At 64.5% G+C, this 19,649-nt stretch carries 18 protein-coding genes; 14 read left to right on the top strand and 4 right to left on the bottom strand.

Annotation, left to right across the window (positions count from 1 at the left end; all coding sequences use genetic code 11):
• Positions 1 to 168: 168 nt before the first annotated feature.
• The 10 genes from TMS3_RS04720 to dctM all read left to right on the top strand — a co-directional run bounded on the left by TMS3_RS04720 (position 169) and on the right by dctM (position 10,654).
• Positions 169 to 576, top strand: coding sequence for a winged helix-turn-helix transcriptional regulator (locus TMS3_RS04720; protein WP_025164103.1), 408 nt, complete (start codon positions 169 to 171; stop codon positions 574 to 576).
• A 17-nt stretch (positions 577 to 593) separates the two neighbouring features.
• On the top strand, positions 594 to 1,664 hold the full coding sequence (gene rfbB, locus TMS3_RS04715) for a dTDP-glucose 4,6-dehydratase (RefSeq protein WP_025164102.1): 1,071 nt from the start codon (positions 594 to 596) through the stop codon (positions 1,662 to 1,664).
• On the top strand, positions 1,661 to 2,533 hold the full coding sequence (rfbA, locus tag TMS3_RS04710; protein ID WP_025164101.1) for a glucose-1-phosphate thymidylyltransferase RfbA: 873 nt from the start codon (positions 1,661 to 1,663) through the stop codon (positions 2,531 to 2,533). The genes rfbB and rfbA overlap by 4 nt, the downstream gene beginning before the upstream one ends.
• Positions 2,530 to 3,075, top strand: a complete 546-nt coding sequence (rfbC, locus tag TMS3_RS04705) for a dTDP-4-dehydrorhamnose 3,5-epimerase (RefSeq protein ID WP_025164100.1) — start codon at positions 2,530 to 2,532, stop codon at positions 3,073 to 3,075. The genes rfbA and rfbC overlap by 4 nt, the downstream gene beginning before the upstream one ends.
• Positions 3,072 to 3,941: a dTDP-4-dehydrorhamnose reductase gene (gene rfbD, locus TMS3_RS04700; RefSeq protein ID WP_025164099.1), complete on the top strand. Its 870-nt coding sequence runs from the start codon at positions 3,072 to 3,074 to the stop codon at positions 3,939 to 3,941. Before rfbC ends, rfbD begins: the two co-directional genes overlap by 4 nt.
• Before the next feature lie 45 nt (positions 3,942 to 3,986).
• The gene (locus TMS3_RS04695) at positions 3,987 to 5,804 is read left to right on the top strand and encodes a sensor histidine kinase (protein WP_025164098.1); all 1,818 of its coding nucleotides are present in this window, start codon (positions 3,987 to 3,989) and stop codon (positions 5,802 to 5,804) included.
• 84 nt (positions 5,805 to 5,888) lie between these two features.
• On the top strand, positions 5,889 to 7,280 hold the full coding sequence (locus TMS3_RS04690; protein ID WP_025164097.1) for a sigma-54-dependent transcriptional regulator: 1,392 nt from the start codon (positions 5,889 to 5,891) through the stop codon (positions 7,278 to 7,280).
• A 308-nt stretch (positions 7,281 to 7,588) separates the two neighbouring features.
• Positions 7,589 to 8,581 carry a C4-dicarboxylate TRAP substrate-binding protein DctP gene (gene dctP / locus TMS3_RS04685; RefSeq protein ID WP_025164096.1) on the top strand — a complete coding sequence of 331 codons (993 nt, stop codon included), beginning with the start codon at positions 7,589 to 7,591 and terminating at the stop codon, positions 8,579 to 8,581.
• A gap of 145 nt (positions 8,582 to 8,726) precedes the next feature.
• Positions 8,727 to 9,371 carry a TRAP transporter small permease gene (locus tag TMS3_RS04680; RefSeq protein WP_025164095.1) on the top strand — a complete coding sequence of 215 codons (645 nt, stop codon included), beginning with the start codon at positions 8,727 to 8,729 and terminating at the stop codon, positions 9,369 to 9,371.
• Entirely contained in the window at positions 9,371 to 10,654 is a 1,284-nt protein-coding gene (gene dctM, locus TMS3_RS04675) for a C4-dicarboxylate TRAP transporter large permease protein DctM (protein WP_025164094.1), read from the top strand. Before TMS3_RS04680 ends, dctM begins: the two co-directional genes overlap by 1 nt.
• 249 nt (positions 10,655 to 10,903) lie before the next feature.
• Here dctM and TMS3_RS04670 read toward each other — a convergent pair whose 3' ends face one another.
• Positions 10,904 to 12,556, bottom strand: a complete 1,653-nt coding sequence (locus tag TMS3_RS04670; protein WP_025164093.1) for an acyl-CoA synthetase — start codon at positions 12,554 to 12,556, stop codon at positions 10,904 to 10,906.
• 248 nt (positions 12,557 to 12,804) lie between these two features.
• Here TMS3_RS04670 and TMS3_RS04665 point away from each other — a divergent pair, with 248 nt between their 5' ends.
• Complete coding sequence (locus TMS3_RS04665) at positions 12,805 to 14,712, top strand: beta-ketoacyl synthase (RefSeq protein ID WP_025164092.1); 1,908 nt, start codon at positions 12,805 to 12,807, stop codon at positions 14,710 to 14,712.
• A gap of 174 nt (positions 14,713 to 14,886) precedes the next feature.
• Here TMS3_RS04665 and cysQ read toward each other — a convergent pair whose 3' ends face one another.
• Together cysQ and nudE are read right to left on the bottom strand one after the other, a co-directional pair.
• On the bottom strand, positions 14,887 to 15,708 hold the full coding sequence (cysQ, locus tag TMS3_RS04660) for a 3'(2'),5'-bisphosphate nucleotidase CysQ (protein ID WP_025164091.1): 822 nt from the start codon (positions 15,706 to 15,708) through the stop codon (positions 14,887 to 14,889).
• Positions 15,705 to 16,271 (bottom strand): ADP compounds hydrolase NudE, encoded by a 567-nt coding sequence (nudE, locus tag TMS3_RS04655; protein WP_025164090.1) that lies wholly within the window; start codon positions 16,269 to 16,271, stop codon positions 15,705 to 15,707. The genes cysQ and nudE overlap by 4 nt, the downstream gene beginning before the upstream one ends.
• A gap of 134 nt (positions 16,272 to 16,405) precedes the next feature.
• Between nudE and yrfG the strand changes: the two genes are divergently transcribed.
• Positions 16,406 to 17,062, top strand: a complete 657-nt coding sequence (yrfG, locus tag TMS3_RS04650) for a GMP/IMP nucleotidase (protein ID WP_025164089.1) — start codon at positions 16,406 to 16,408, stop codon at positions 17,060 to 17,062.
• A 149-nt stretch (positions 17,063 to 17,211) separates the two neighbouring features.
• Positions 17,212 to 18,075 carry a formate dehydrogenase accessory sulfurtransferase FdhD gene (gene fdhD / locus TMS3_RS04645; protein ID WP_025164088.1) on the top strand — a complete coding sequence of 288 codons (864 nt, stop codon included), beginning with the start codon at positions 17,212 to 17,214 and terminating at the stop codon, positions 18,073 to 18,075.
• A gap of 54 nt (positions 18,076 to 18,129) precedes the next feature.
• Here the strand turns inward: fdhD and TMS3_RS04640 are convergent, their stop codons facing one another.
• Positions 18,130 to 18,636 carry a lactoylglutathione lyase family protein gene (locus tag TMS3_RS04640; RefSeq protein ID WP_025164087.1) on the bottom strand — a complete coding sequence of 169 codons (507 nt, stop codon included), beginning with the start codon at positions 18,634 to 18,636 and terminating at the stop codon, positions 18,130 to 18,132.
• Positions 18,637 to 18,732: 96 nt separating this feature from the next.
• Between TMS3_RS04640 and TMS3_RS04635 the strand changes: the two genes are divergently transcribed.
• Positions 18,733 to 19,620, top strand: a complete 888-nt coding sequence (locus TMS3_RS04635) for a LysR family transcriptional regulator (protein WP_025164086.1) — start codon at positions 18,733 to 18,735, stop codon at positions 19,618 to 19,620.
• The last annotated feature ends 29 nt before the right edge of the window (positions 19,621 to 19,649 follow it).

Here is a 19,649-nt window from a genome sequence, read left to right as displayed (position 1 = left end):
GGACCATGGGCCGCCAGATCGTTTGATCAGGTCGCGCCCTTGTCCGATGTCGCCGGCGTATCCGTGGAGAAAGCCTACCCAGCCATGGTTACTTATGTATACCTACATTCTTTTAGTTGCTAAATTCTTCGGTAACCATCCGGTAACTAGCTTGCCAAGGAGTCGAACATGCTGCCCAGACGAAAGAATCGCGTCGCCCATCCCCCGCCCAGCTGTCCGTTGAGCCAATGCCTAAACATCATCGGCGGCGCCTGGACCCCTAACATCATCTGGTACCTGAGCCAGCACCCGCGTCGATTCAGCGAGCTGAAAGCCGATATCCCGGGCATTTCGGCCAAGGTCCTCAGCGCTCGGTTGAAGAAGCTCGAAGCTGACGGCGTAGTGGTCCGCGAGGTGCTGCCGACCTCGCCACCCAGTGTCGAATACAGCCTGTCGATCCTCGGCCTGGAGCTGAAACCCGCGATTGAGGCGATAGTCGCGGTCGGCCATCGCCTCAAGGAACTCGAACCCGCGCATGCGACACTTGCAGGCAAGCCGCTCAGTCGACAAGCTACGCGGCATATTTCCGGTCAGTAACAGAGGGCGATGTTTTCATGCGTATTTTGGTCACCGGTGGCGCGGGCTTTATTGGCTCGGCACTGATCCGCCATCTGCTCAACGACACCGAGCACCAGGTGCTCAACCTCGACAAGTTGACCTACGCCGGTAACCTTGAATCCCTGGCCAGCATCGCAGACAGTTCTCGCTACCAGTTCCTTCAGGCCGACATTATCGACCAGGTGGCGGTCAGCGCCGCGCTGGCGCAGTTTCAGCCCGACGCCATCATGCACCTGGCCGCCGAATCCCATGTCGACCGTTCCATCGACGGCCCGGCGGCGTTTATCCAGACCAATATCGTCGGCACCTACAGCCTGCTGGAAGCCAGCCGCGCCTACTGGTCGGGCCTGGCGGGGGCGCACAAACAGGCCTTCCGCTTCCACCACATTTCCACCGATGAGGTGTATGGCGACCTGCACGGCGTCGATGACCTGTTCAGCGAGAGCACGCCCTACGCGCCGAGCTCGCCCTACTCGGCCAGCAAGGCCGCCTCCGATCACCTGGTGCGCGCCTGGCAACGCACCTATGGACTGCCGGTACTGCTCACCAATTGCTCGAACAACTACGGCCCCTACCACTTCCCGGAGAAACTCATCCCTCTGGTGATCCTCAACGCACTGGATGGCAAGCCACTACCGGTGTATGGCAACGGCCAGCAGGTACGCGACTGGTTGTATGTCGAGGATCATGCCCGCGCCCTGCTCAAGGTGGTGAGCGAGGGCCAGGTGGGCGAGACCTACAACATTGGCGGGCATAACGAGCAGAAGAACCTGGAGGTGGTGCAGAGCATCTGCGAGCTGCTGGATGAGCTGGCGCCGCGCGCGCCGGCGGGATCCTATAAGGAGCAGATCAGCTTCGTCGCTGACCGCCCAGGCCACGACCAGCGCTACGCCATCGACGCCGGCAAGATCGAGCGCGAGCTGGGCTGGAAGCCAGAGGAAACCTTCGCCAGCGGCCTGCGCAAGACCGTTCAATGGTACTTGGCCAATCTCGACTGGTGCCGCCGCGTGCAGGATGGCAGCTATCAGCGCGAGCGCCTCGGTGCCCTCAAGGAGCATGACAGATGAAAGGCATCATCCTCGCCGGCGGCTCCGGCAGTCGCCTGCACCCGATCACCCTCGGCGTGTCAAAGCAACTGCTGCCGATCTACGACAAACCGATGATCTACTACCCGATCTCGGTGCTGATGCTCGCCGGCATCCGCGACATCCTGATCATCTCCACCCCGGATGACCTACCCAACTTCCAGAAGATGCTCGGCGACGGCAGCCAGTTCGGTGTGCGCTTCAGCTATGCCGAGCAGCCTTCTCCGGACGGTCTGGCCCAGGCCTTTCTGATCGGCGAGTCGTTTATCGGCGACGACTCGGTGTGCCTGATCCTCGGCGACAACATCTTCCATGGCCAAGGTTTCGGCGAGCAGCTCAAACGTGCGGTCAACGCCCCCTCTGGGGCCAGCGTCTTCGGTTACTGGGTGAAAGACCCACAGCGCTTCGGCGTAGTGGACTTCGACGCACAGGGCCGGGCATTGTCGATCGAGGAAAAACCCGCCAAGCCGAAATCCCATTACGCGGTCACCGGCCTGTACTTCTACGACAATGCGGTGATCGAGATCGCCAAGGCAGTGAAACCCTCGGCCCGCGGCGAGCTGGAGATCACCGACGTTAACAATGCCTACCTGCAGCGTGGCGATCTGCGCGTCGAACGCTTCGGCCGCGGCTTCGCCTGGCTCGACACCGGCACCCACGACAGCCTGCTGGAGGCCTCGCAGTACGTACAGACCATCGAACATCGCCAGGGCCTGAAGGTCGCCTGCCTGGAGGAAATCGCCTGGCACAATGGCTGGATCAACCGCGCGCAACTGCTCGAACAAGCCCAGGCCTTTGGCAAGACTGGTTATGGCCAGTACCTGTTCAGCCTGGCAGAGGAACACGCATGAAGGTCATCGTCAGCGACCTGCCGGAAGTACTGATCCTCGAGCCAAAGGTATTCGGCGACGAGCGCGGCTTCTTCTACGAGAGCTTCAATGCCCGCGCCTTCGCCGAGGCCACCGGCCTGCAGCGCGAGTTCGTCCAGGACAACCACTCGCGCTCGCAACGCGGTGTGCTGCGCGGCCTGCATTACCAGGTGCAGCAGGCTCAGGGCAAGCTGGTGCGGGTCACCGCCGGCGAGGTCTTCGACGTGGCGGTGGATGTGCGTCGCGGTTCACCGAACTTCGGCCGCTGGGTCGGCGTACAGCTGTCCGCCGACAACAAGCGCCAACTCTGGGTGCCGGAGGGCTTCGCCCATGGTTTCCTGGTACTCAGCGAGTTCGCCGAATTCCTCTACAAGACCACCGACTACTACGCACCTGAACATGAGCGCTGTATCCGCTGGGACGACCCGACCCTGGCCATTAACTGGCCATTGAGCGAAGCGCCGCAGCTCTCTGGCAAAGACCAGGCCGGCCTCAGCCTGGATCAAGCGAAGCTGTTGCCATGAAGATTCTGTTGCTCGGCCAGCACGGCCAGGTCAGCCGTGAGCTGCAATCGGCCTTGCTGGACCAGGCCGAATTGAGCGTGCGAGGCCGCGAACAGCTGGACCTGGCTAAGCCCGAGCAGATTCGCCAACAGGTACGCGAACTGCGCCCCGAACTGATAATCAACGCCGCCGCCTACACCGCGGTGGACCAGGCCGAAAGCGAACCCGAGCTGGCCTTCGCGATCAACGCCGTGGCGCCTGGCGTGTTGGCCGAGGAAGCTTCCGCGCTGGGTGCGCCGCTGATCCACTACTCTACCGACTACGTGTTCGACGGCGAAAAGCTGACGCCCTATGTCGAGAGCGACCCGACCAACCCGCTCAGCGTCTATGGCCAGAGCAAGCTAGCCGGCGAACGGGCGATTCAAGCCGTTGGTGGCGAGCAGCTGATTCTGCGCACCAGCTGGGTCTATGCGCTGCACGGGTGCAACTTCCTGCTGACCATGCAGCGCCTGCTGCAGGAGCGCAAGGAACTCAAGGTGGTCGCCGACCAGATCGGCGCGCCGACCTGGGCCGGCAGCATCGCCAGCACCACCGCCCAACTGATCCAGCACTGGCGGGATGGCCAAGCCGGGCCTTGGGGCCTGTACCACCTCGGCGCCCAAGGCGAAACGTCTTGGTTTGGCTTCGCCAGCGCGATCGCCGAGCAGCTGCGCGCCGCTGGCAAGCCCGCTGGTCAGCTGCAGCCGATCCCGAGCAGCGCCTATCCCACTCCGGCGCAGCGCCCGCTCAACTCACGCCTCGACTGCAGCCGCCTGCAACACGACTGGCAGATCCAGCTGCCGAACTGGCACGACGCCCTGCTCGAATGCTTGCGCAGCCCGCGCTGAAGCTCGAATGTGCATAATGCGCCTGTCTCCCAGGCGCTTGATGTTATGACCGCAACCCTCCCTTCACCGAAACGACCGCGCTGGCGCAGCCTGGCCTTGCTGGCCCTGCTCCTGACCCCCTTGCTCTGGCCGCTGCAACAGTTGGCCGAACGCTATTACAGCGGCGCACTGATCGAACAGAATCGCCAGACCCTCGACCTCTACGTCGCCAACCTGCTGGGCACCCTGCGCCGCTACGAAGTGCTGCCGCAGATCCTCGGCGACCTGCCGGCCTTGCGTAACGCCCTGCTACAGCCGAACAAGGGCGCCGACCTGAACAAAGCCAATCGCCTGCTGCAGCAGGTGCGCGAGCAAACCGGCGCCGATGTGATCTACCTGATGGACCCAGACGGCAAGACCCTGGCCGCCTCCAACTGGGATCAGCAGGACAGCTTCATCGAGCGCAACTTTGCCTTCCGCCCGTACTTTCGCGAAGCCTTTGCCGGACGGTCCGGGCGCTTCTTCGGCCTCGGCACCACCTCCGGCAAGCGCGGTTATTACTTTGCCGCCGCAGTGCGCGATGGCACCGCCATCCTCGGTGTACTGGTGGTCAAGGTCGATCTCGACCATACCGAAACTCTCTGGGGCAACACCCCGGAACAGCTGCTGGTGACCGATGCCAACGGCGTGGTGATCCTCACCTCACGCAGCGACTGGCGCTTTCATGCCAGCCGCCCGCTGGACAATGCCGAACGCGCGGCGATCGCCGCCAACCGTCCCTACCCGACCCTGGCGCCTGCGCCACTGCGCATCGAGCCACGCACCTGGCTTCGGCAAAGCCGCGAGCTGGCGGAAACCGGCTGGACGGTGAGCATTCTCGCGCCACGCAAGCTGATCGACCGTCCGGTGCGCACCGCCGTGGCCATTGGCGGCGGCACCCTGCTGCTGTTGATGCTGCTGCTCGGGTTGTTGATGCAGCGGCGTCGCCACTACCTCGAGCGCATCGCCCTGGATGCCCGCGCCCGCCAGCAACTGGAACAACGGGTACAGGAACGTACCCAGGACCTGGAGCTGCTCAACAGCCGCTTGAAACAGGAAGTGCTGGAGCGCGAACAGGCCCAGCAGGAACTGCTGCGCGCTCAGGACGAACTGGTTCAGGCCGGTAAACTCTCCGCTCTCGGCACCATGAGCGCGAGCATCAGCCACGAACTGAATCAACCGCTTGCGGCGATCCGCAGCTACGCCGACAACGCCGGCGTGCTGCTCGACCATCAACGCAACGACGACGCCCGCGACAACCTCAAGCTGATCAGCCAGCTGACCGAGCGCATGGCCTCGATCATCGCCCACCTGCGCGCCTTCGCCCGGCGCGACCGCCATGCTCCGGAGAGCGTGGCCCTGCAACCGGCCATCGACGATGCCCTGGCGCTGCTGGCCAAGCGCCGTCGTGCCATGCAGGTCGAGTTGATCCGCGACCTGCCCGAGGCCACGCTGTGGGTGCAAGCTGGCGAAACCCGCCTGCGCCAGGTACTCGGCAACCTGTTGGCAAACGCCCTCGACGCCCTCGCCGAGTGCCCGCAACCACGGCGCCTCTGGCTCAGCACCGAACAGAACGCCGAGGGCATCGAACTGCAGCTGCGCGACAACGGCCCCGGTTTCTCTGCCGAGGCGCTGCAACGCGCCCGCGAGCCGTTCTTCACCACCAAGACCAGCGCCCAGGGCCTCGGTCTCGGCCTGGCGATCTGCGATACCTTGATGCGCGCCCTTGGCGGTGAATTGCTGCTGGCCAATCATCCCGATGGCGGCGCCCTGCTGACCCTGCGTTTGCGCGCCGCCAGCCACGGTGGCAACCAGCCCTTGGCCGCTGTTTCGAGTGAAAGTTAGTTCAGTCGCCACTCGGGCACGAGATGTGCAGTCAGGAAAGTTTGACGTGGCCCGTTTCCACCCGCCTGCTGAGGATTTTGCTCCATGACCAGCCTCGACGCCCGCAGCCAAGTGCTGCTGATCGACGACGACCCCCATCTGCGCCAGGCCCTGAGCCAGACCCTCGACCTGGCTGGACTGAACGTGGTCAGCCTGGCAGACGCCCGTGGCGTCGCCGCGCGCATCGGCCGCGACTGGCCGGGCGTGGTGGTCAGCGACATTCGCATGCCGGGCGTCGACGGTCTGGAGCTGCTCGGCCAGCTGCATGAGCAGGACCCCGAACTGCCGGTGCTGCTGATCACCGGTCACGGCGACGTACCGTTGGCGGTCCAGGCGATGCGCGCCGGTGCCTACGACTTTCTCGAGAAACCCTTCGCCAGCGGCGACCTGCTCGACAGCGTGCGCCGCGCCCTGGCCCTGCGCCAGCTGGTGCTGGATAACCGCAGCCTGCGCCTGGCGCTGTCCGATCGCCAGGCCCTCGGCGCGCGCCTGGTCGGCCAGTCGCCGGCAATGCAGCGCCTGCGCGAGCAGATCGGCGCCCTGGCCAACATCGGCGCCGACGTGTTGATCCTCGGCGAAACCGGTGCCGGCAAGGAGGTGGTGGCGCGCGCCCTGCACGATCTGTCGAACCGCCGCGATGGTCCCTTCGTCGCGATCAATGCCGGCGCCCTGGCCGAGTCGGTGGTGGAGAGCGAGCTGTTCGGCCACGAACCGGGCGCCTTCACTGGTGCGCAGAAGCGCCGCATCGGCAAGTTCGAGTTCGCCAATGGCGGCACCCTGTTCCTCGACGAAATCGAAAGCATGAGCCTGGAGGTGCAGGTCAAACTGCTGCGCCTGCTGCAGGAGCGGGTGGTCGAACGCCTCGGCGGCAACCAGCTGATTCCGCTGGACATCCGCATCATCGCCGCGACCAAGGAAGACCTGCGTCAGGCCGCCGATCAGGGACGTTTTCGCGCCGACCTGTATTACCGCCTGAACGTCGCCCCGCTGCGCATCCCGCCGCTGCGCGAACGCGGCGAAGACAGCCTGCTGCTGTTCCAGCACTTCGCCGATGCCGCCAGCAGCCGCCACGGCCTGCCCGGCCGCGTGTTGCAACCGGGGCAACGCGCCCTGCTGCTGCGCCACACCTGGCCGGGCAACGTGCGCGAGCTGCAGAACGCTGCCGAGCGCTTTGCCCTGGGGCTCGATCTTGGTCTGGAGTTGGAGATCGACCTGCACAGCCCGGGATCAGATCCAGCGACGCCCAGCACCCTCAGCGAGCAGGTCGAAGCCTTCGAGCGTGCCTTGATTGCCGCCGAACTGAGCCGCTCGCACAGCTCACTACGCAGCCTGGCCGAGGCTCTCGGCGTTCCGCGCAAGACCCTGCACGACAAATTGCGCAAGCACGGGCTGAGCTTCGCCGACACTGGCGGAAGCTCGCCAGACGACCTCGACTGACTGGCGGATTCCCGCCAACTCCTGCCCCGACCGACACCCCGTAGGCTGGGTAGAGCGCAGCGAAACCCAGCTCAAGCGTCGATCACAGCCGGGTTTCGCGCTGCTCTACCCAGCCTACGGAGATACTTTCTCGGTTTGGCATGCCCGTTGCTCTTGTTTATCACCAGGCGAACCCAACAAGTACAAGTCCAGGCCATCGCTGCCCAGCGTCCGTCGCTTTACGACAGACAACCTAGACTTGCTCTTGTCCGCCCGTTTCCGGCGCCGCGGCGCCCAACGTGATAATCACAACAAGAGGAAGCACCCGCATGTTCAATCTGACTGCCAAAGCACTGGCTTGCGCCCTGTCACTGGCCATCGCCGGCATGGCCCAAGCGGCCGAGCCGATCGTGATCAAATTCTCCCACGTCGTTGCCGAGAACACCCCCAAGGGTCAAGGCGCACTGCTGTTCAAGAAGCTCGCCGAAGAGCGTCTGCCTGGCCAGGTCAAGGTCGAGGTCTACGCCAACTCCTCGCTGTTCGGTGACGGCAAGGAAATGGAAGCCCTGCTGCTGGGTGACGTGCAGCTGATCGCCCCCTCCCTGGCCAAGTTCGAGCAGTACACCAAGCAACTGCAAGTCTTCGACCTGCCGTTCCTGTTCGACGACATCGCTGCGGTTGACCGCTTCCAGCAGAGCGCTGCCGGTCAGGGCCTGCTGAAGTCCATGGAAAGCAAGAACATCACCGGCCTGGCCTACTGGCACAACGGCATGAAGCAACTGTCCGCCAACAAGGCGCTGTACGAGCCGAAAGATGCACGTGGCCTGAAGTTCCGCGTGCAGGCCTCCGCCGTACTCGAGGAGCAGTTCAAGGCTGTGCGCGCCAACCCGCGCAAGATGAGTTTCGCCGAGGTCTACCAGGGCCTGCAGACCGGCGTGGTCAACGGTGCCGAGAACCCATGGTCGAACATCTACTCGCAGAAAATGCATGAAGTGCAGAAGTTCATCACCGAGTCCGATCACGGCGTACTCGACTACATGCTGATCACCAACACCAGCTTCTGGAACGGCCTGCCGGCCGAGGTGCGCAGCGAGCTGGAGAAGATCAACGTCGAAGTGGCTGCCGAAGTGAACAAGCAGGCCGACGCGCTGAACCAGGAGGCCAAGCAGAGCATCGTCGACGCCAAGAGCAGCGAAATCATTCAGCTGACCCCGGAGCAGCGCGGCAAGTGGCGCGACGCCATGAAGCCGGTGTGGAAGAAGTTCGAGGGCGATATCGGCGCCGACCTGATCAAGGCCGCCGAAGCCGCCAACCAGCAGTAAGGCCGGAGAGCCGTAGGGTGGGCAGGCGCTTCCAGGCCCTGGCCCACCATCGATGCCCTGTGCATCGACACGCTGCAACTGGTGGGACGGCGCCACGGCCTCCCACCCTACGATCTTTCCAACTCCGTATCGGGAGAAGCTATCCATGAACGCCTTGCGGCGCGTCTGGGACCACTTCGAGGAAGGCTTTATCGCCTTCCTCCTGGCCGCCATGACGCTGGTGACATTCGTCTACGTCATCCTCAACAACCTCTACACCCTGTTCTACAACCTCGCCGACCGTTGGCCTGCCGCCAGCGAAAGCCTGTTCGCCATCGGCGACAGCATTCTCGAGATGGCCCAGGCGATGACCTGGAGCATCTCCCTGACCAAGGCATTGTTCGCCTGGTTGATCTTTTTCGGCCTGGCCTATGGTGTGCGCACCGCCGGGCACATTGGCGTCGACGCGCTGGTCAAGCTGGCGACCAAGCCGGTGCAACGGGTCATCGGCCTGATCGCCTGCCTCGCCTGCCTGGGCTATGCCGGGCTGATCAGCGTGGCCAGCTTCGACTGGGTACGTACCCTGTTTATCGCCGGCATCGGTGCCGAAGACCTCGGCCACTACGGGATCAAGCAGTGGCATATCACCCTGATCGTGCCGTTCGGCTACGCCATGGTATTTATCCGCTTCCTGGAAATTCTCGTACGCATTCTGCGCAACCAGCAGACCGGTCTCGGCCTCGCGGATGAAGCCGCCGAGGCGATGAAGCTGACCGAACACGACGAACCCCAGCACAAGGAACCCAAGTAATGACCATCCTGTTCCTCTTCGTGCTGCTGTTCCTGCTGATGTTCATCGGCGTACCGGTGGCGGCCTCCCTCGGCCTGGCCGGCTCGGTGACCATCATGCTGTTCAGCCCGGACTCGGTGCGTTCGCTGGCGATCAAGCTGTTCGAGACCAGCGAGCACTACACCCTGCTGGCGATCCCGTTCTTCCTGTTGTCCGGCGCCTTCATGACCACCGGCGGCGTGGCCAAACGCCTGATCGACTTCGCCAACGCCTGCGTCGGGCATATCCGTGGCGGCCTGGCGATCTCCGCGGTGCTGGCCTGCATGCTGTTCGCCGCGCTGTCCGGCTCCTCGCCGGCGACCGTGGCCGCGGTCGGCTCGATCGCCATCGCCGGCATGGTGCGCTCCGGTTACCCGCAGGCGTTCGGCGCCGGCATCGTGTGCAACGCCGGCACCCTGGGTATCCTGATTCCGCCGTCGATTGTCATGGTGGTGTATGCCGCCGCCACCGAGCAATCGGTCGGCAAGCTGTTCATGGCCGGCGTGGTCCCTGGCCTGCTGCTGGGTGTGGCCCTGATGGTGGCGATCTACATCGTCGCGCGCAAAATGGACCTGCCGGCCCTGCCGCGCGCCAGTTTCCGCGAGTTCATGCGCGCCGCGCGCAAGGCGATCTGGGGCCTGCTGCTGATGGTGATCATCCTCGGCGGCATCTACACCGGCATGTTCACCCCGACCGAAGCGGCCGCGGTGGCGGCGGTCTATGCCGGCTTCGTAGCGCTGTTCGTGTACAAGGACATGACTGTGCGCGAGTGCCCCAAGGTGCTGCTGGAGTCCGGCAAGCTGACCATCATGCTGATGTTCATCATCGCCAACGCCATGCTTTTCGCCCACGTGCTGACCACCGAGCAGATTCCCCAGACCATCACCGCCTGGGTGATCGAAGCCGGCCTGCAACCCTGGCAGTTCCTCATGGTGGTGAACATCGTGCTGCTGATCGCCGGCGCGTTCATGGAGCCCTCGGCGATCATTCTGATCCTCGCGCCGATCCTCTTCCCGATTGCCGTGCAACTGGGCATCGACCCGATCCACCTGGGTATCATCATGGTGGTGAACATGGAGATCGGCCTGATCACCCCGCCGGTGGGGCTGAACCTGTTCGTAACCTCGGCGGTCACCGGCATGCCACTGACCTCGGTGATCCGCGCGGCCTGGCCGTGGCTGATGCTGCTGCTGGGCTTCCTCATGGTGATCACCTATATCCCGGCGGTATCCATGGCGCTGCCGAACTGGCTGGGCATGAACTGACCGGCAACCCTTTAGTGCTCGATGTGCACACCGCGCCCGGCCTTTGAGCCGGGCTTTTTTTGCGCTTGGTGTAGGAGCCAGCTTGCTGGCGATCCGGGCCGACAAACAGCACAAAAGCATCGCCAGCAAGCTGGCTCCTACATGGGTCTGCTGCATGCCAAGCTAGTTTTTTGCTCTATTTAGAGGGTGGCTTTCAGCCTGCGAGCGACGGCCGCGGGCCGGGTCCACCCGCGCAACATGGCGCCCAACCTAGGCCGCCGTCTGTCCGCTCGCCGCCAGCGCTCTGGCCTGCTCACGCAGGACGAATTTCTGCACCTTGCCGGTGGAGGTTTTCGGCAGGGCGCTGAACACTACCGCACCCGGCACCTTGAAGCGCGCCATATGCTGCCGGCAGAAGGCGATCACCTGCTCAGCCGTCAGCTCGACGCCCGGCTTGAGGGTGACGAAGGCGCAGGGAGTTTCGCCCCATTTGTCGCTGGGCATGGCCACCACCGCGGCTTCCAGTATCTGCGGATGGCGGTAGAGCACGTCTTCCACCTCGATCGAGGAGATGTTCTCGCCGCCGGAAATGATGATGTCCTTGGATCTGTCCTTGATCTCCACATAACCGTCTGCATGCCACACCGCCAGGTCGCCGGAATGGAACCAGCCACCGGCGAAGCACTCGGCAGTCGCCGTAGGGTTCTTCAGGTAGCCCTTCATCACCACGTTGCCACGCATCATGATTTCGCCGATGGTCTCGCCGTCCTTGGGCACCGGTTGCAAGGTCTCCGGGTCAGCTACCATCAGGCCGTCGAGCAGCGGCGCACGCACGCCCTGACGCGATTTGAGACGGGCCCGCTCCTGTGGAGTTTCCTCGTCCCACTCAGCCTTCCACTCACAGGCCACGCTGGGGCCGTAGGTCTCGGTCAGGCCGTAGACGTGGGTGACGCGAAAATCCAGGGCCTCCATGGCCTCGATCACCGCAGCCGGCGGCGCCGCACCGGCGGTCAGCACCTTGACCGGCGAGTTCTTCAGCGCCTTCAACTCATCGGCGGCGTTGGCCAGCATGTTCAACACGATGGGGGCGCCACAGAAGTGATCGACGCCATGTTCGGCGATCAGCGGGTAGATCGCCTCGGCGCGCACCGCGCGCAGGCACACGCTGGTGCCGACATAGGCGGCCAGCGCCCAGGGGAAGCACCAGCCGTTGCAGTGGAACATCGGCAGCGTCCACAGGTACACCGGGAAGCGGCTCATGTCCCAGCACATGGCGTTGGACAGCGCATTCAGGTGGGCACCACGGTGATGGTAGACCACCCCCTTGGGGTTGCCCGTGGTGCCCGAGGTGTAGTTGAGCGAGATCGCCTGCCACTCGTCGGCGGGCATCTGCCAGGCATAGTCGGCATCGCCCTCGGCGAGCAGCGCCTCGTAGTCGAATTCGCCAATCAGCTGGCCGTCCTGGTACTCGGGATCGTCGATGCCGATGATCAACGGCCGCTTGGGCAGATTGCTGGTCGCGCGCTGCACCAGCTCGCCGAACTCCTTGTCGACCAGCAGCACCTTGGCTTCGCCGTGCTGCAGGATAAAGGCGATGGCCTCGGCATCCAGGCGGGTATTGATGGCATTCAACACCGCGCCGCACATCGGTACGCCGAAGTGCGCCTCGAACAAGGCCGGGCCGTTCGGCGCGATCACCGCCACCGTATCGCCCAGACCGATGCCGCGCTGGGCCAGGGCCGAAGCCAGGCGGATGCAGCGGCTGTAGGTCTCGCCCCAGGTCTGGCGCAGGGCGCCGTTGATCAGCGCCGGACGTTGCGGATAGACACTGGCTGCGCGCTCAAGAAAGCTCAGCGGGCTGAGTGCCTGGAAGTTGGCCGCGTCGCGCGGCATGCCGTATTCGTAAGGGTTAACGCTGTGCATTATTGTTCTCCAGCCGAACCGTGTTACCGAGAAACCCTAACAGACACAAGGTCTTTACGAAGTGCTACCTTGGTCGCAGCAGTGACTTACAGGTCACAAACCACGTCAGCATAGGCATCCGAACAGTCGAGCCGGCGCTCGCCCCGCGGCCTTTTCCCGCGTTAGAGGGGCGCAACGCTGCGTGACAAGCCTGCACAGCATCATCTGCGCTTGTCCTGGCGTACTAATTTGAAGGAGTTTCCCGCGTGATGTCTCGCTTACCCGTAATCGTTGGTTTTGGTGGTTATAACGCAGCCGGACGCAGCTCCTTTCACCACGGCTTTCGCCGTACTGTGATCGAATCGATGACCACCCAGGCCCGCCAGGAAACCCTCGCTGGCCTGGCGGTGATGCTGAAACTGCTGCGCGTGGTCGACGGCGCCTACCAGAGCGAAGACGGCAGCGTGCTCAGTCTGGCCGAGATCGATAGCCGTTTCGCCGAGCAGATCCTCGCCTCGACCCTGGTGCGGCGCATCGAGAAGCAGCACCTGGACGTCGACGCGGCCCATTGGCACAAGAACATCAGCGTCGCCGGCGCAGAAGGCGGCGCGCTGAGCTTCACCAGCAACCGCAAGCAGCTGCCCGAGCCGCTACCGGCCAACTGGTCGGTAGAGCCGCTGAACGCCACCGAAGTACGGGTCACCCTGCACGACAACTGCGAGTTCAAGGTCGACAGCTACCGCGCCCTGCCGGTGAAGTCCGCCGGCCAACTGCCGACCGGGTTCGAGCCGAGCGAGCACTACAATTCGCGCTTCCACCCGCGCGGCCTGAGCATGGCCGTGGTCGGGGTCACCGACGCATTACGCTCCACCGGCCTGCCCTGGCAGTCGATCGTCGACCGCGTGGCGCCGGATGAAATAGCGGTGTTCGCCAGCTGCATCATGAGCCAGCTCGACGAAAACGGCTTCGGCGGCCTGATGCAGTCGCGCCTCAAGGGTGGCCGGGTCACCGCCAAGCAGCTGGCCCTGGGCCTCAACAGCATGCCGGCGGACTTCATCAACGCCTACGTGCTCGGCAGCGTCGGCACCACCGGCAGCATCACCGGCGCCTGCGCGACCTTCCTCTACAACCTGCAGAAAGGCATCGAACAGATCAGTTCGGGTAAGGCGCGGGTGGTCATCGTCGGCAGCAGCGAAGCGCCGATCAACCAGGAATGCATCGAGGGTTACGGCGCCATGGGCGCCTTGGCCACCGAGGACGGTCTGCGCCAGATCGAGGGCAAGGAGCAGGTAGACTTCCGCCGCGCCAGCCGCCCGTTCGGCGAGAACTGCGGCTTCACCCTGGCCGAAGCCTGTCAGTTCGTGGTGCTGATGGACGACGAGCTGGCCCTGGAGCTGGGCGCCGACATCCACGGTGCGGTGCCGGATGTGTTCATCAACGCCGACGGCTTCAAGAAGTCCATTTCCGCCCCCGGTCCGGGCAACTACCTGACCATGGCTAAGGCCGTGGCCAGTGCGGCGAACCTGCTCGGCAGCGACGCGGTGCGCCAGCGCAGCTTCGTCCATGCCCACGGTTCCAGCACCCCGGCCAACCGAGTCACAGAGTCCGAGCTGCTCGACCGCATCGCCGCGACCTTCGCCATCGATAGCTGGCCGGTCACCGCGGTCAAGGCGTTTGTCGGCCACTCCCTGGCCAGCGCCAGCGGCGACCAGCTGATCGCCGCCCTGGGCAGTTTCAAGTACGGCATCATTCCCGGGATCAAGACCATCGACGCAGTCGCCGACGACGTGCAACAGCAACACCTGAGCATCGCCACCGAGGACCGTCAGCTCGGCAACGAGGCCCTGGACGTGTGCTTCATCAACTCCAAGGGCTTCGGCGGCAACAATGCCAGCGCCCTGGTGCTGGCCCCGCACGTGGTCGACAAGATGCTGCGCAAACGCCACGGTGCGGCCGCCTTCGACGCCTATTGCACGCGCCGCGAACAGACCCGCGCCGCCGCGCAAGAGTACGACCAGCAGGCTCTGCAGGGTCAGCTGCAGATCATCTACAACTTTGGCAACGACCTGATCGACGACAAGGCCATCGAGATCGACAGTGAACAGCTCAAGGTGCCGGGCTTCGCCCAGCCGCTGGTGTTCAAGAAGGACGATCGCTACAGCGATATGCTCGACTGAGCCGGGCTACCCATCTCTGTAGAGCCTTGTAGGCTGGGTTGAGCGCAGCGATACCCATCGCTCCACCTGCCGCAGATAGATTAGCCACCACCCCGTAGCCCGGATGCAATCCGGGGAGGGTTTGGGGCTCGTAGCATCCCCGGATTGCATCCGGGCTACCCAAAGCCTCGCACCTCAGTCCAGCGCGCGGGCCAGCTGGATCAGTTCGGCGCGCCATTCGGCGGCGGCGGGCAAGGCCAGGAAGGACGGGTTGAGCAGGGACTCGCGCGCCTCATAGCTCAGCGCTTCACCCTTGAGCGTCAGCACTTCGCCACCGGCACCCTCCAGCACGCCCTGGGCGGCGGCGGTGTCCCACTGCGAGGTCGGCGCCAGGCGTGGATAGCAATCGGCGCTGCCCTCGGCGAGCTGACAGAACTTCAGCGAGCTGCCGACACTGATCAGCTGCAAATCACCGAAGCGCTCACTCAAGCCTTCCAGCAGACGCTCCTGGGCCGGGCTGGAATGCCGCTTGCTGGCAACCAGGGTAAAGGCGTCTTCGGGCGCCAGGCGTACGCTGATCGGCTGCTCGCTGCCATCCGCCTCGGCGCGCCAGGCACCCAGGCCGGCGCCGCCGTAATAGCAGCGACCAGTGGCCGGGATGCCCACCACCCCGAACACCACCCGCCCCTGCTCGATCAGTGCGACGTTGACGGTGAATTCCTCGCTGCCGGCGATGAACTCCTTGGTGCCGTCCAGCGGATCGACCAGCCACCAGCGCGTCCATTGCGCACGCTCGCTCAGGGCGATATTCGCCGCCTCTTCCGACAGCACCGGGATGCTCGGGTCGAGCGCCACCAGGCCATCGTTGAGAATGTGGTGCGCGGCCATGTCGGCGGCGGTCACCGGCGAGGCATCGGCCTTCTCGCTGACCGCGACATTGGCCCGCCAATGCGGCAGGGTCGCTGCGCCAGCGGCGCGGACCAGGGCAATAACCGAGGGAATCAAGGGATGGCTCATAGGACAAACTCTCCACGCTGAATGAGTAGATCACGCGCCAGGTACAGCGCCGCCAGGGCGCGACCCTCGCTGAATTGTGGATGCTGCATCAACTCGCTCAGCTCACGCAGGTTGACCCTGTCGACCCGCATCGGCTCCGGCTCGTCACCAGGCAGGCGTTCTTCGTAGAGATCGGAGGCTAGCACCACCTGGATCTTCTGGCTCATGTAACCGGGCGACAGGCTCAGCTCGGTCAGGTGCTCCAAGTGGCGGGCGCCGAAACCGGCCTCCTCCTTGAGCTCCCGATTGGCCGCCGCCAGCACGTCCTCGCCCGGCTCGATCAACCCCTTGGGCAGCGACAGCTGATAGTCGTCGGTGCCGCCGCAATACTCCTCGATCAGCAACGCATGCTGCTCATCGACCATCGCCACGATCATCACCGCGCCATAGCCGACGCCCTTGCCAACCAACCGCTCGTAAGTACGCTCCACCCCGTTGCTGAAGCGCAGCTGCAGCTCCTCGACCCGGAACAAACGACTGCTGGCGACTATCTCGCGGGCGAGTACGGTGGGCTTCTGACGCATGGTGCGGCTCCTTGGCGTGAGTGGGCGGGTTATCATACTCCGCCAACGGCGATTGTCCCTGACACCGAGTTCACTGCGACGACTATCGCCGGCCAAATTGCGACACCCGCCACTCCTCAGTAGAAGAAGCCAGCATGCAAGCACTGCCCTGGAGCGAGATCGACACCGTCCTGCTGGATATGGACGGCACCCTGCTCGACCTGCACTTCGACAACCACTTTTGGCTCGAGCACCTGCCGCAGCGTTACGCCGAGCACCACGGCATCAGCCGGGCACTGGCCGACGCCGAACTGTTGCCGCTGTTCCGCCAGCACGCCGGTCAGCTCAACTGGTACTGCACCGATTTCTGGAGCCGCGAGCTGAAACTGTCGATCCCCGACCTCAAGCGCGAGGTCGCCGAGCTGATCGCCCTGCGCCCGGATGCCGACACCTTCCTCGCCGCCATCCGTGCGGCAGGCAAGCGCGTGGTGCTGATCACCAACGCGCACCGCGACTCGCTGTCGCTGAAGCTCGAACGCATCGAACTGGCACCCTATTTCGATCGCCTGATCAGCTCCCACGACTACGGCTTCGCCAAAGAACACCAGCAGTTCTGGTTCGCCCTGCAGCAGGACCTCGCCTTCGACCCGGCGCGCAGCCTGTTTATCGACGACAGCCTGCCCGTGCTGCGCAGCGCCCGCACCTACGGCATCGGCCACCTGCTGGCGGTACGCGAGCCGGACAGCCGGCAAGGCCCGAAGGACACCGAAGAGTTCGCCGCGGTGGAGGATTACCGCGAGCTGCTGCCCTGATCCTTGCAACCTAGGCCGTGAACAGTCAGCGGGCCTATTGAAAAACGACCTGCCAGTATCCGCGCTCGGCATCACGGTAATCGCCATTAGACGCCCGCGCCCGGCGGGCTTAGGCTAGGCCAATAAGCCGTATGCAGAGACGCTCAGCCATGACACGCGCCGCCTTCACTTCCCCCACCGCTCAGGCCTCCGAGGTGCCCCGTCACGACGGCGAGGTCTACGCCTACGCCGAACTGGGCGCGCCAAGCGTGGTGGCCGATGCCGTACTGGCCGAAGAGTGCGCCCTGGCCATCAGCTACAACGGCATCAGCCATGCGGTGATGATGGTCTCGCCCTCGACGGTGGAAGACTTTATCGCCGGCTTCAGCCTGAGCGGCGGCCTGGTCGACTCGATCGACGAGATCTACGACATCCGCCTCAAGCGCAGCGGTGCCGCCCTGAATGCCGAGGTCGACATCAGCAACCGCGCCTTCTGGGCGCTCAAGCAGCAACGCCGGCAACTGGCCGGCACCAGCGGTTGCGGCCTGTGCGGCGTGGAAGCCCTGGAGCAGGCGCTGCCACAACTCAAGGTGTTGCCCGGCAGCGCGCTGCCCCCCGCCGCCCACCTCGATAACCTGCGCGAACGCATCGGCGCCGCCCAGCAACTGGCCCGGCACAGTGGCGCCCTGCACGCTGCGGTGTTCGTCGATGGCCAGGGCGAGGTGCGCCTGTGCCGCGAGGACATCGGTCGGCACAATGCCCTGGACAAGCTGATCGGCGCCCTGCTGCGCGAGCGTATCGAGCGCCATAGCGGCTTCGCCGTGGTCACCAGCCGGTGCAGCCTGGAGCTGATCCACAAGGCCGTGCGCGCCGAGATCGGCACCCTGGTCAGCCTCTCCGCCCCCACCAGCCTGACCGTCGACTGGGCGCGCAAACACCGCCTCAACCTGATCCACCTGCCGCACCGCAGCGCACCGCGGGTGTACAGCCCGGCGCCAGAGCCACTCGCGGCCCCGCCCGCCTCGGGTCGATGAGCAACCACCACAGCCTGCGGTGAACGCAAGCCCGACCCCAGGCCCCGGGAGGGTTTAGCCCGAGGTATAGGCGCCGGCGGCGTAGGTCAGCTCGTAGCTGTGGCTGTAGATCTCCAGGATGTTGCCGAAGGGGTCTTCCATGTAGACCATGCGGAACGGCTTCTCGCCCGGGAAGTATTCACGCACTGGCATGCGCTGCTTACCGCCAGCGGCGACCACCTTGGCGGCCAGGCCTTCCACATCGGGATCCTGGACGCAGAAGTGGAATATTCCGGTCTTCCAGTACTCGAAGTTGTTTTGCGGTTTTACCGCATTGCGAAACTGGAAGATTTCCACGCCGATACGGTCACCGGTGGACAGGTGGGCGATGCGGAACGAGCCCCAGCCGGCGCCGAATACGTCGGTGCACATGACGCCGATGGCCGAGTCGTCTTCGCTGATGGTGGTCGGCGGCATGATCAGGTACCAGCCCATGACCTCGGTGTAGAACTTCACAGCGGCGTCGAGATCGGTGACCGACAGGCCGATGTGGGAAAAGCTGCGCGGATAGACGCTGGACATGAACAGTGCCTCGTGGTGAGTGAAGGGTGGCCAGTCTAGGCACGTCGACTCATAATCAAAATAATCATCAGATTATGATTTCAATAAGAGATCGTTATGCTTAACCCGCAATGGCTACGCTCCTTCGCCGCCCTCGCCGAGCAGGGCAGTTTCACCCGCACCGCCGAGCGCCTGGACCTGACTCAGGCTGCCGTCAGCCAGCACGTGCAGCGCCTGGAAGAACGCCTGGGCCCACTGCTGATCCGCCGTCCGCGCCAGCTCGAACTGACCCCCGCCGGCCGCGCCTTGCTCGACTACTGCGCCGAGGTCGGCGCCGCCGACCAGCGTTTGCAGCAGCGCCTGTCCGAGGCCGACGCCGAGCAGGGTGAGATCGGCCTGATCAGCCCGGGGAGCATCGGCCTGGCGCTCTATCCCTACCTGCTCGAGTTGCAACAGGCGCACCCGGGCCTGAGCATCCGCCATCGCTTTGCCCCGGACCGCGAAGTGCTTGAGGCGGTGCTGGATAACCGCTTCGAACTCGGGCTGGTCACCCTCAAGCCGGACGACCCGCGCCTGAGCGTCAGCCGCTTCGCCGAGGAACCACTGGAGCTGGTGGTGCCCGCTGGCGAACAGGTGCATTGCTGGGCCGATCTCGATCGCCTCGGCTTCATCGACCACCCGGATGGCCGAGCCATGGCCGGGCGTCTGCTCAGCCGGCGCTTTCCCGGCGGCCCAGGCGTGCGCAGCCTGCCCTGCCACGGCTTCACCAACCAGATCGGTCTGATCCTCGAGCCTGTGGCTCGCGGCCTGGGCTTCACGGTGATTCCACGCTATGCGCGCCTGGCGTTCCCACGGCAGGACGCCATCCATGTGATAGAGGGAACGCCTGCCGTGGTCGACACCCTGTGGCTGCTGCACCGTGCGGAATGGCCATTGTCAGCCCGAGCCGAACTGCTCTTGCAGCGGATTAGCCCGTACTTTTCGATAGCGCCTGCAACGCGCTGAGCTCAGAAGCGGCAGCTGCCGAGACCTGC

It is taken from the genome of Pseudomonas taeanensis MS-3, from assembly GCF_000498575.2.
Taxonomy (GTDB): Bacteria; Pseudomonadota; Gammaproteobacteria; order Pseudomonadales; family Pseudomonadaceae; genus Aquipseudomonas; species Aquipseudomonas taeanensis.
This window is presented reverse-complemented; position numbering and strand designations above follow the sequence as displayed.

Excerpts from the sequence above, each read along its gene's own strand:
- TMS3_RS04720 (WP_025164103.1), top strand. The coding sequence starts at position 169 with ATGCTGCCCAGACGAAAGAATCGCGTCGCCCATCCCCCGCCCAGCTGT.
- rfbB (WP_025164102.1), top strand. The coding sequence starts at position 594 with ATGCGTATTTTGGTCACCGGTGGCGCGGGCTTTATTGGCTCGGCACTG.
- rfbA (WP_025164101.1), top strand. The coding sequence starts at position 1,661 with ATGAAAGGCATCATCCTCGCCGGCGGCTCCGGCAGTCGCCTGCACCCG.
- rfbC (WP_025164100.1), top strand. The coding sequence starts at position 2,530 with ATGAAGGTCATCGTCAGCGACCTGCCGGAAGTACTGATCCTCGAGCCA.
- rfbD (WP_025164099.1), top strand. The coding sequence starts at position 3,072 with ATGAAGATTCTGTTGCTCGGCCAGCACGGCCAGGTCAGCCGTGAGCTG.
- TMS3_RS04695 (WP_025164098.1), top strand. The coding sequence starts at position 3,987 with ATGACCGCAACCCTCCCTTCACCGAAACGACCGCGCTGGCGCAGCCTG.
- TMS3_RS04690 (WP_025164097.1), top strand. The coding sequence starts at position 5,889 with ATGACCAGCCTCGACGCCCGCAGCCAAGTGCTGCTGATCGACGACGAC.
- dctP (WP_025164096.1), top strand. The coding sequence starts at position 7,589 with ATGTTCAATCTGACTGCCAAAGCACTGGCTTGCGCCCTGTCACTGGCC.
- TMS3_RS04680 (WP_025164095.1), top strand. The coding sequence starts at position 8,727 with ATGAACGCCTTGCGGCGCGTCTGGGACCACTTCGAGGAAGGCTTTATC.
- dctM (WP_025164094.1), top strand. The coding sequence starts at position 9,371 with ATGACCATCCTGTTCCTCTTCGTGCTGCTGTTCCTGCTGATGTTCATC.
- TMS3_RS04670 (WP_025164093.1), bottom strand. The coding sequence starts at position 12,556 with ATGCACAGCGTTAACCCTTACGAATACGGCATGCCGCGCGACGCGGCC.
- TMS3_RS04665 (WP_025164092.1), top strand. The coding sequence starts at position 12,805 with ATGTCTCGCTTACCCGTAATCGTTGGTTTTGGTGGTTATAACGCAGCC.
- cysQ (WP_025164091.1), bottom strand. The coding sequence starts at position 15,708 with ATGAGCCATCCCTTGATTCCCTCGGTTATTGCCCTGGTCCGCGCCGCT.
- nudE (WP_025164090.1), bottom strand. The coding sequence starts at position 16,271 with ATGCGTCAGAAGCCCACCGTACTCGCCCGCGAGATAGTCGCCAGCAGT.
- yrfG (WP_025164089.1), top strand. The coding sequence starts at position 16,406 with ATGCAAGCACTGCCCTGGAGCGAGATCGACACCGTCCTGCTGGATATG.
- fdhD (WP_025164088.1), top strand. The coding sequence starts at position 17,212 with ATGACACGCGCCGCCTTCACTTCCCCCACCGCTCAGGCCTCCGAGGTG.
- TMS3_RS04640 (WP_025164087.1), bottom strand. The coding sequence starts at position 18,636 with ATGTCCAGCGTCTATCCGCGCAGCTTTTCCCACATCGGCCTGTCGGTC.
- TMS3_RS04635 (WP_025164086.1), top strand. The coding sequence starts at position 18,733 with ATGCTTAACCCGCAATGGCTACGCTCCTTCGCCGCCCTCGCCGAGCAG.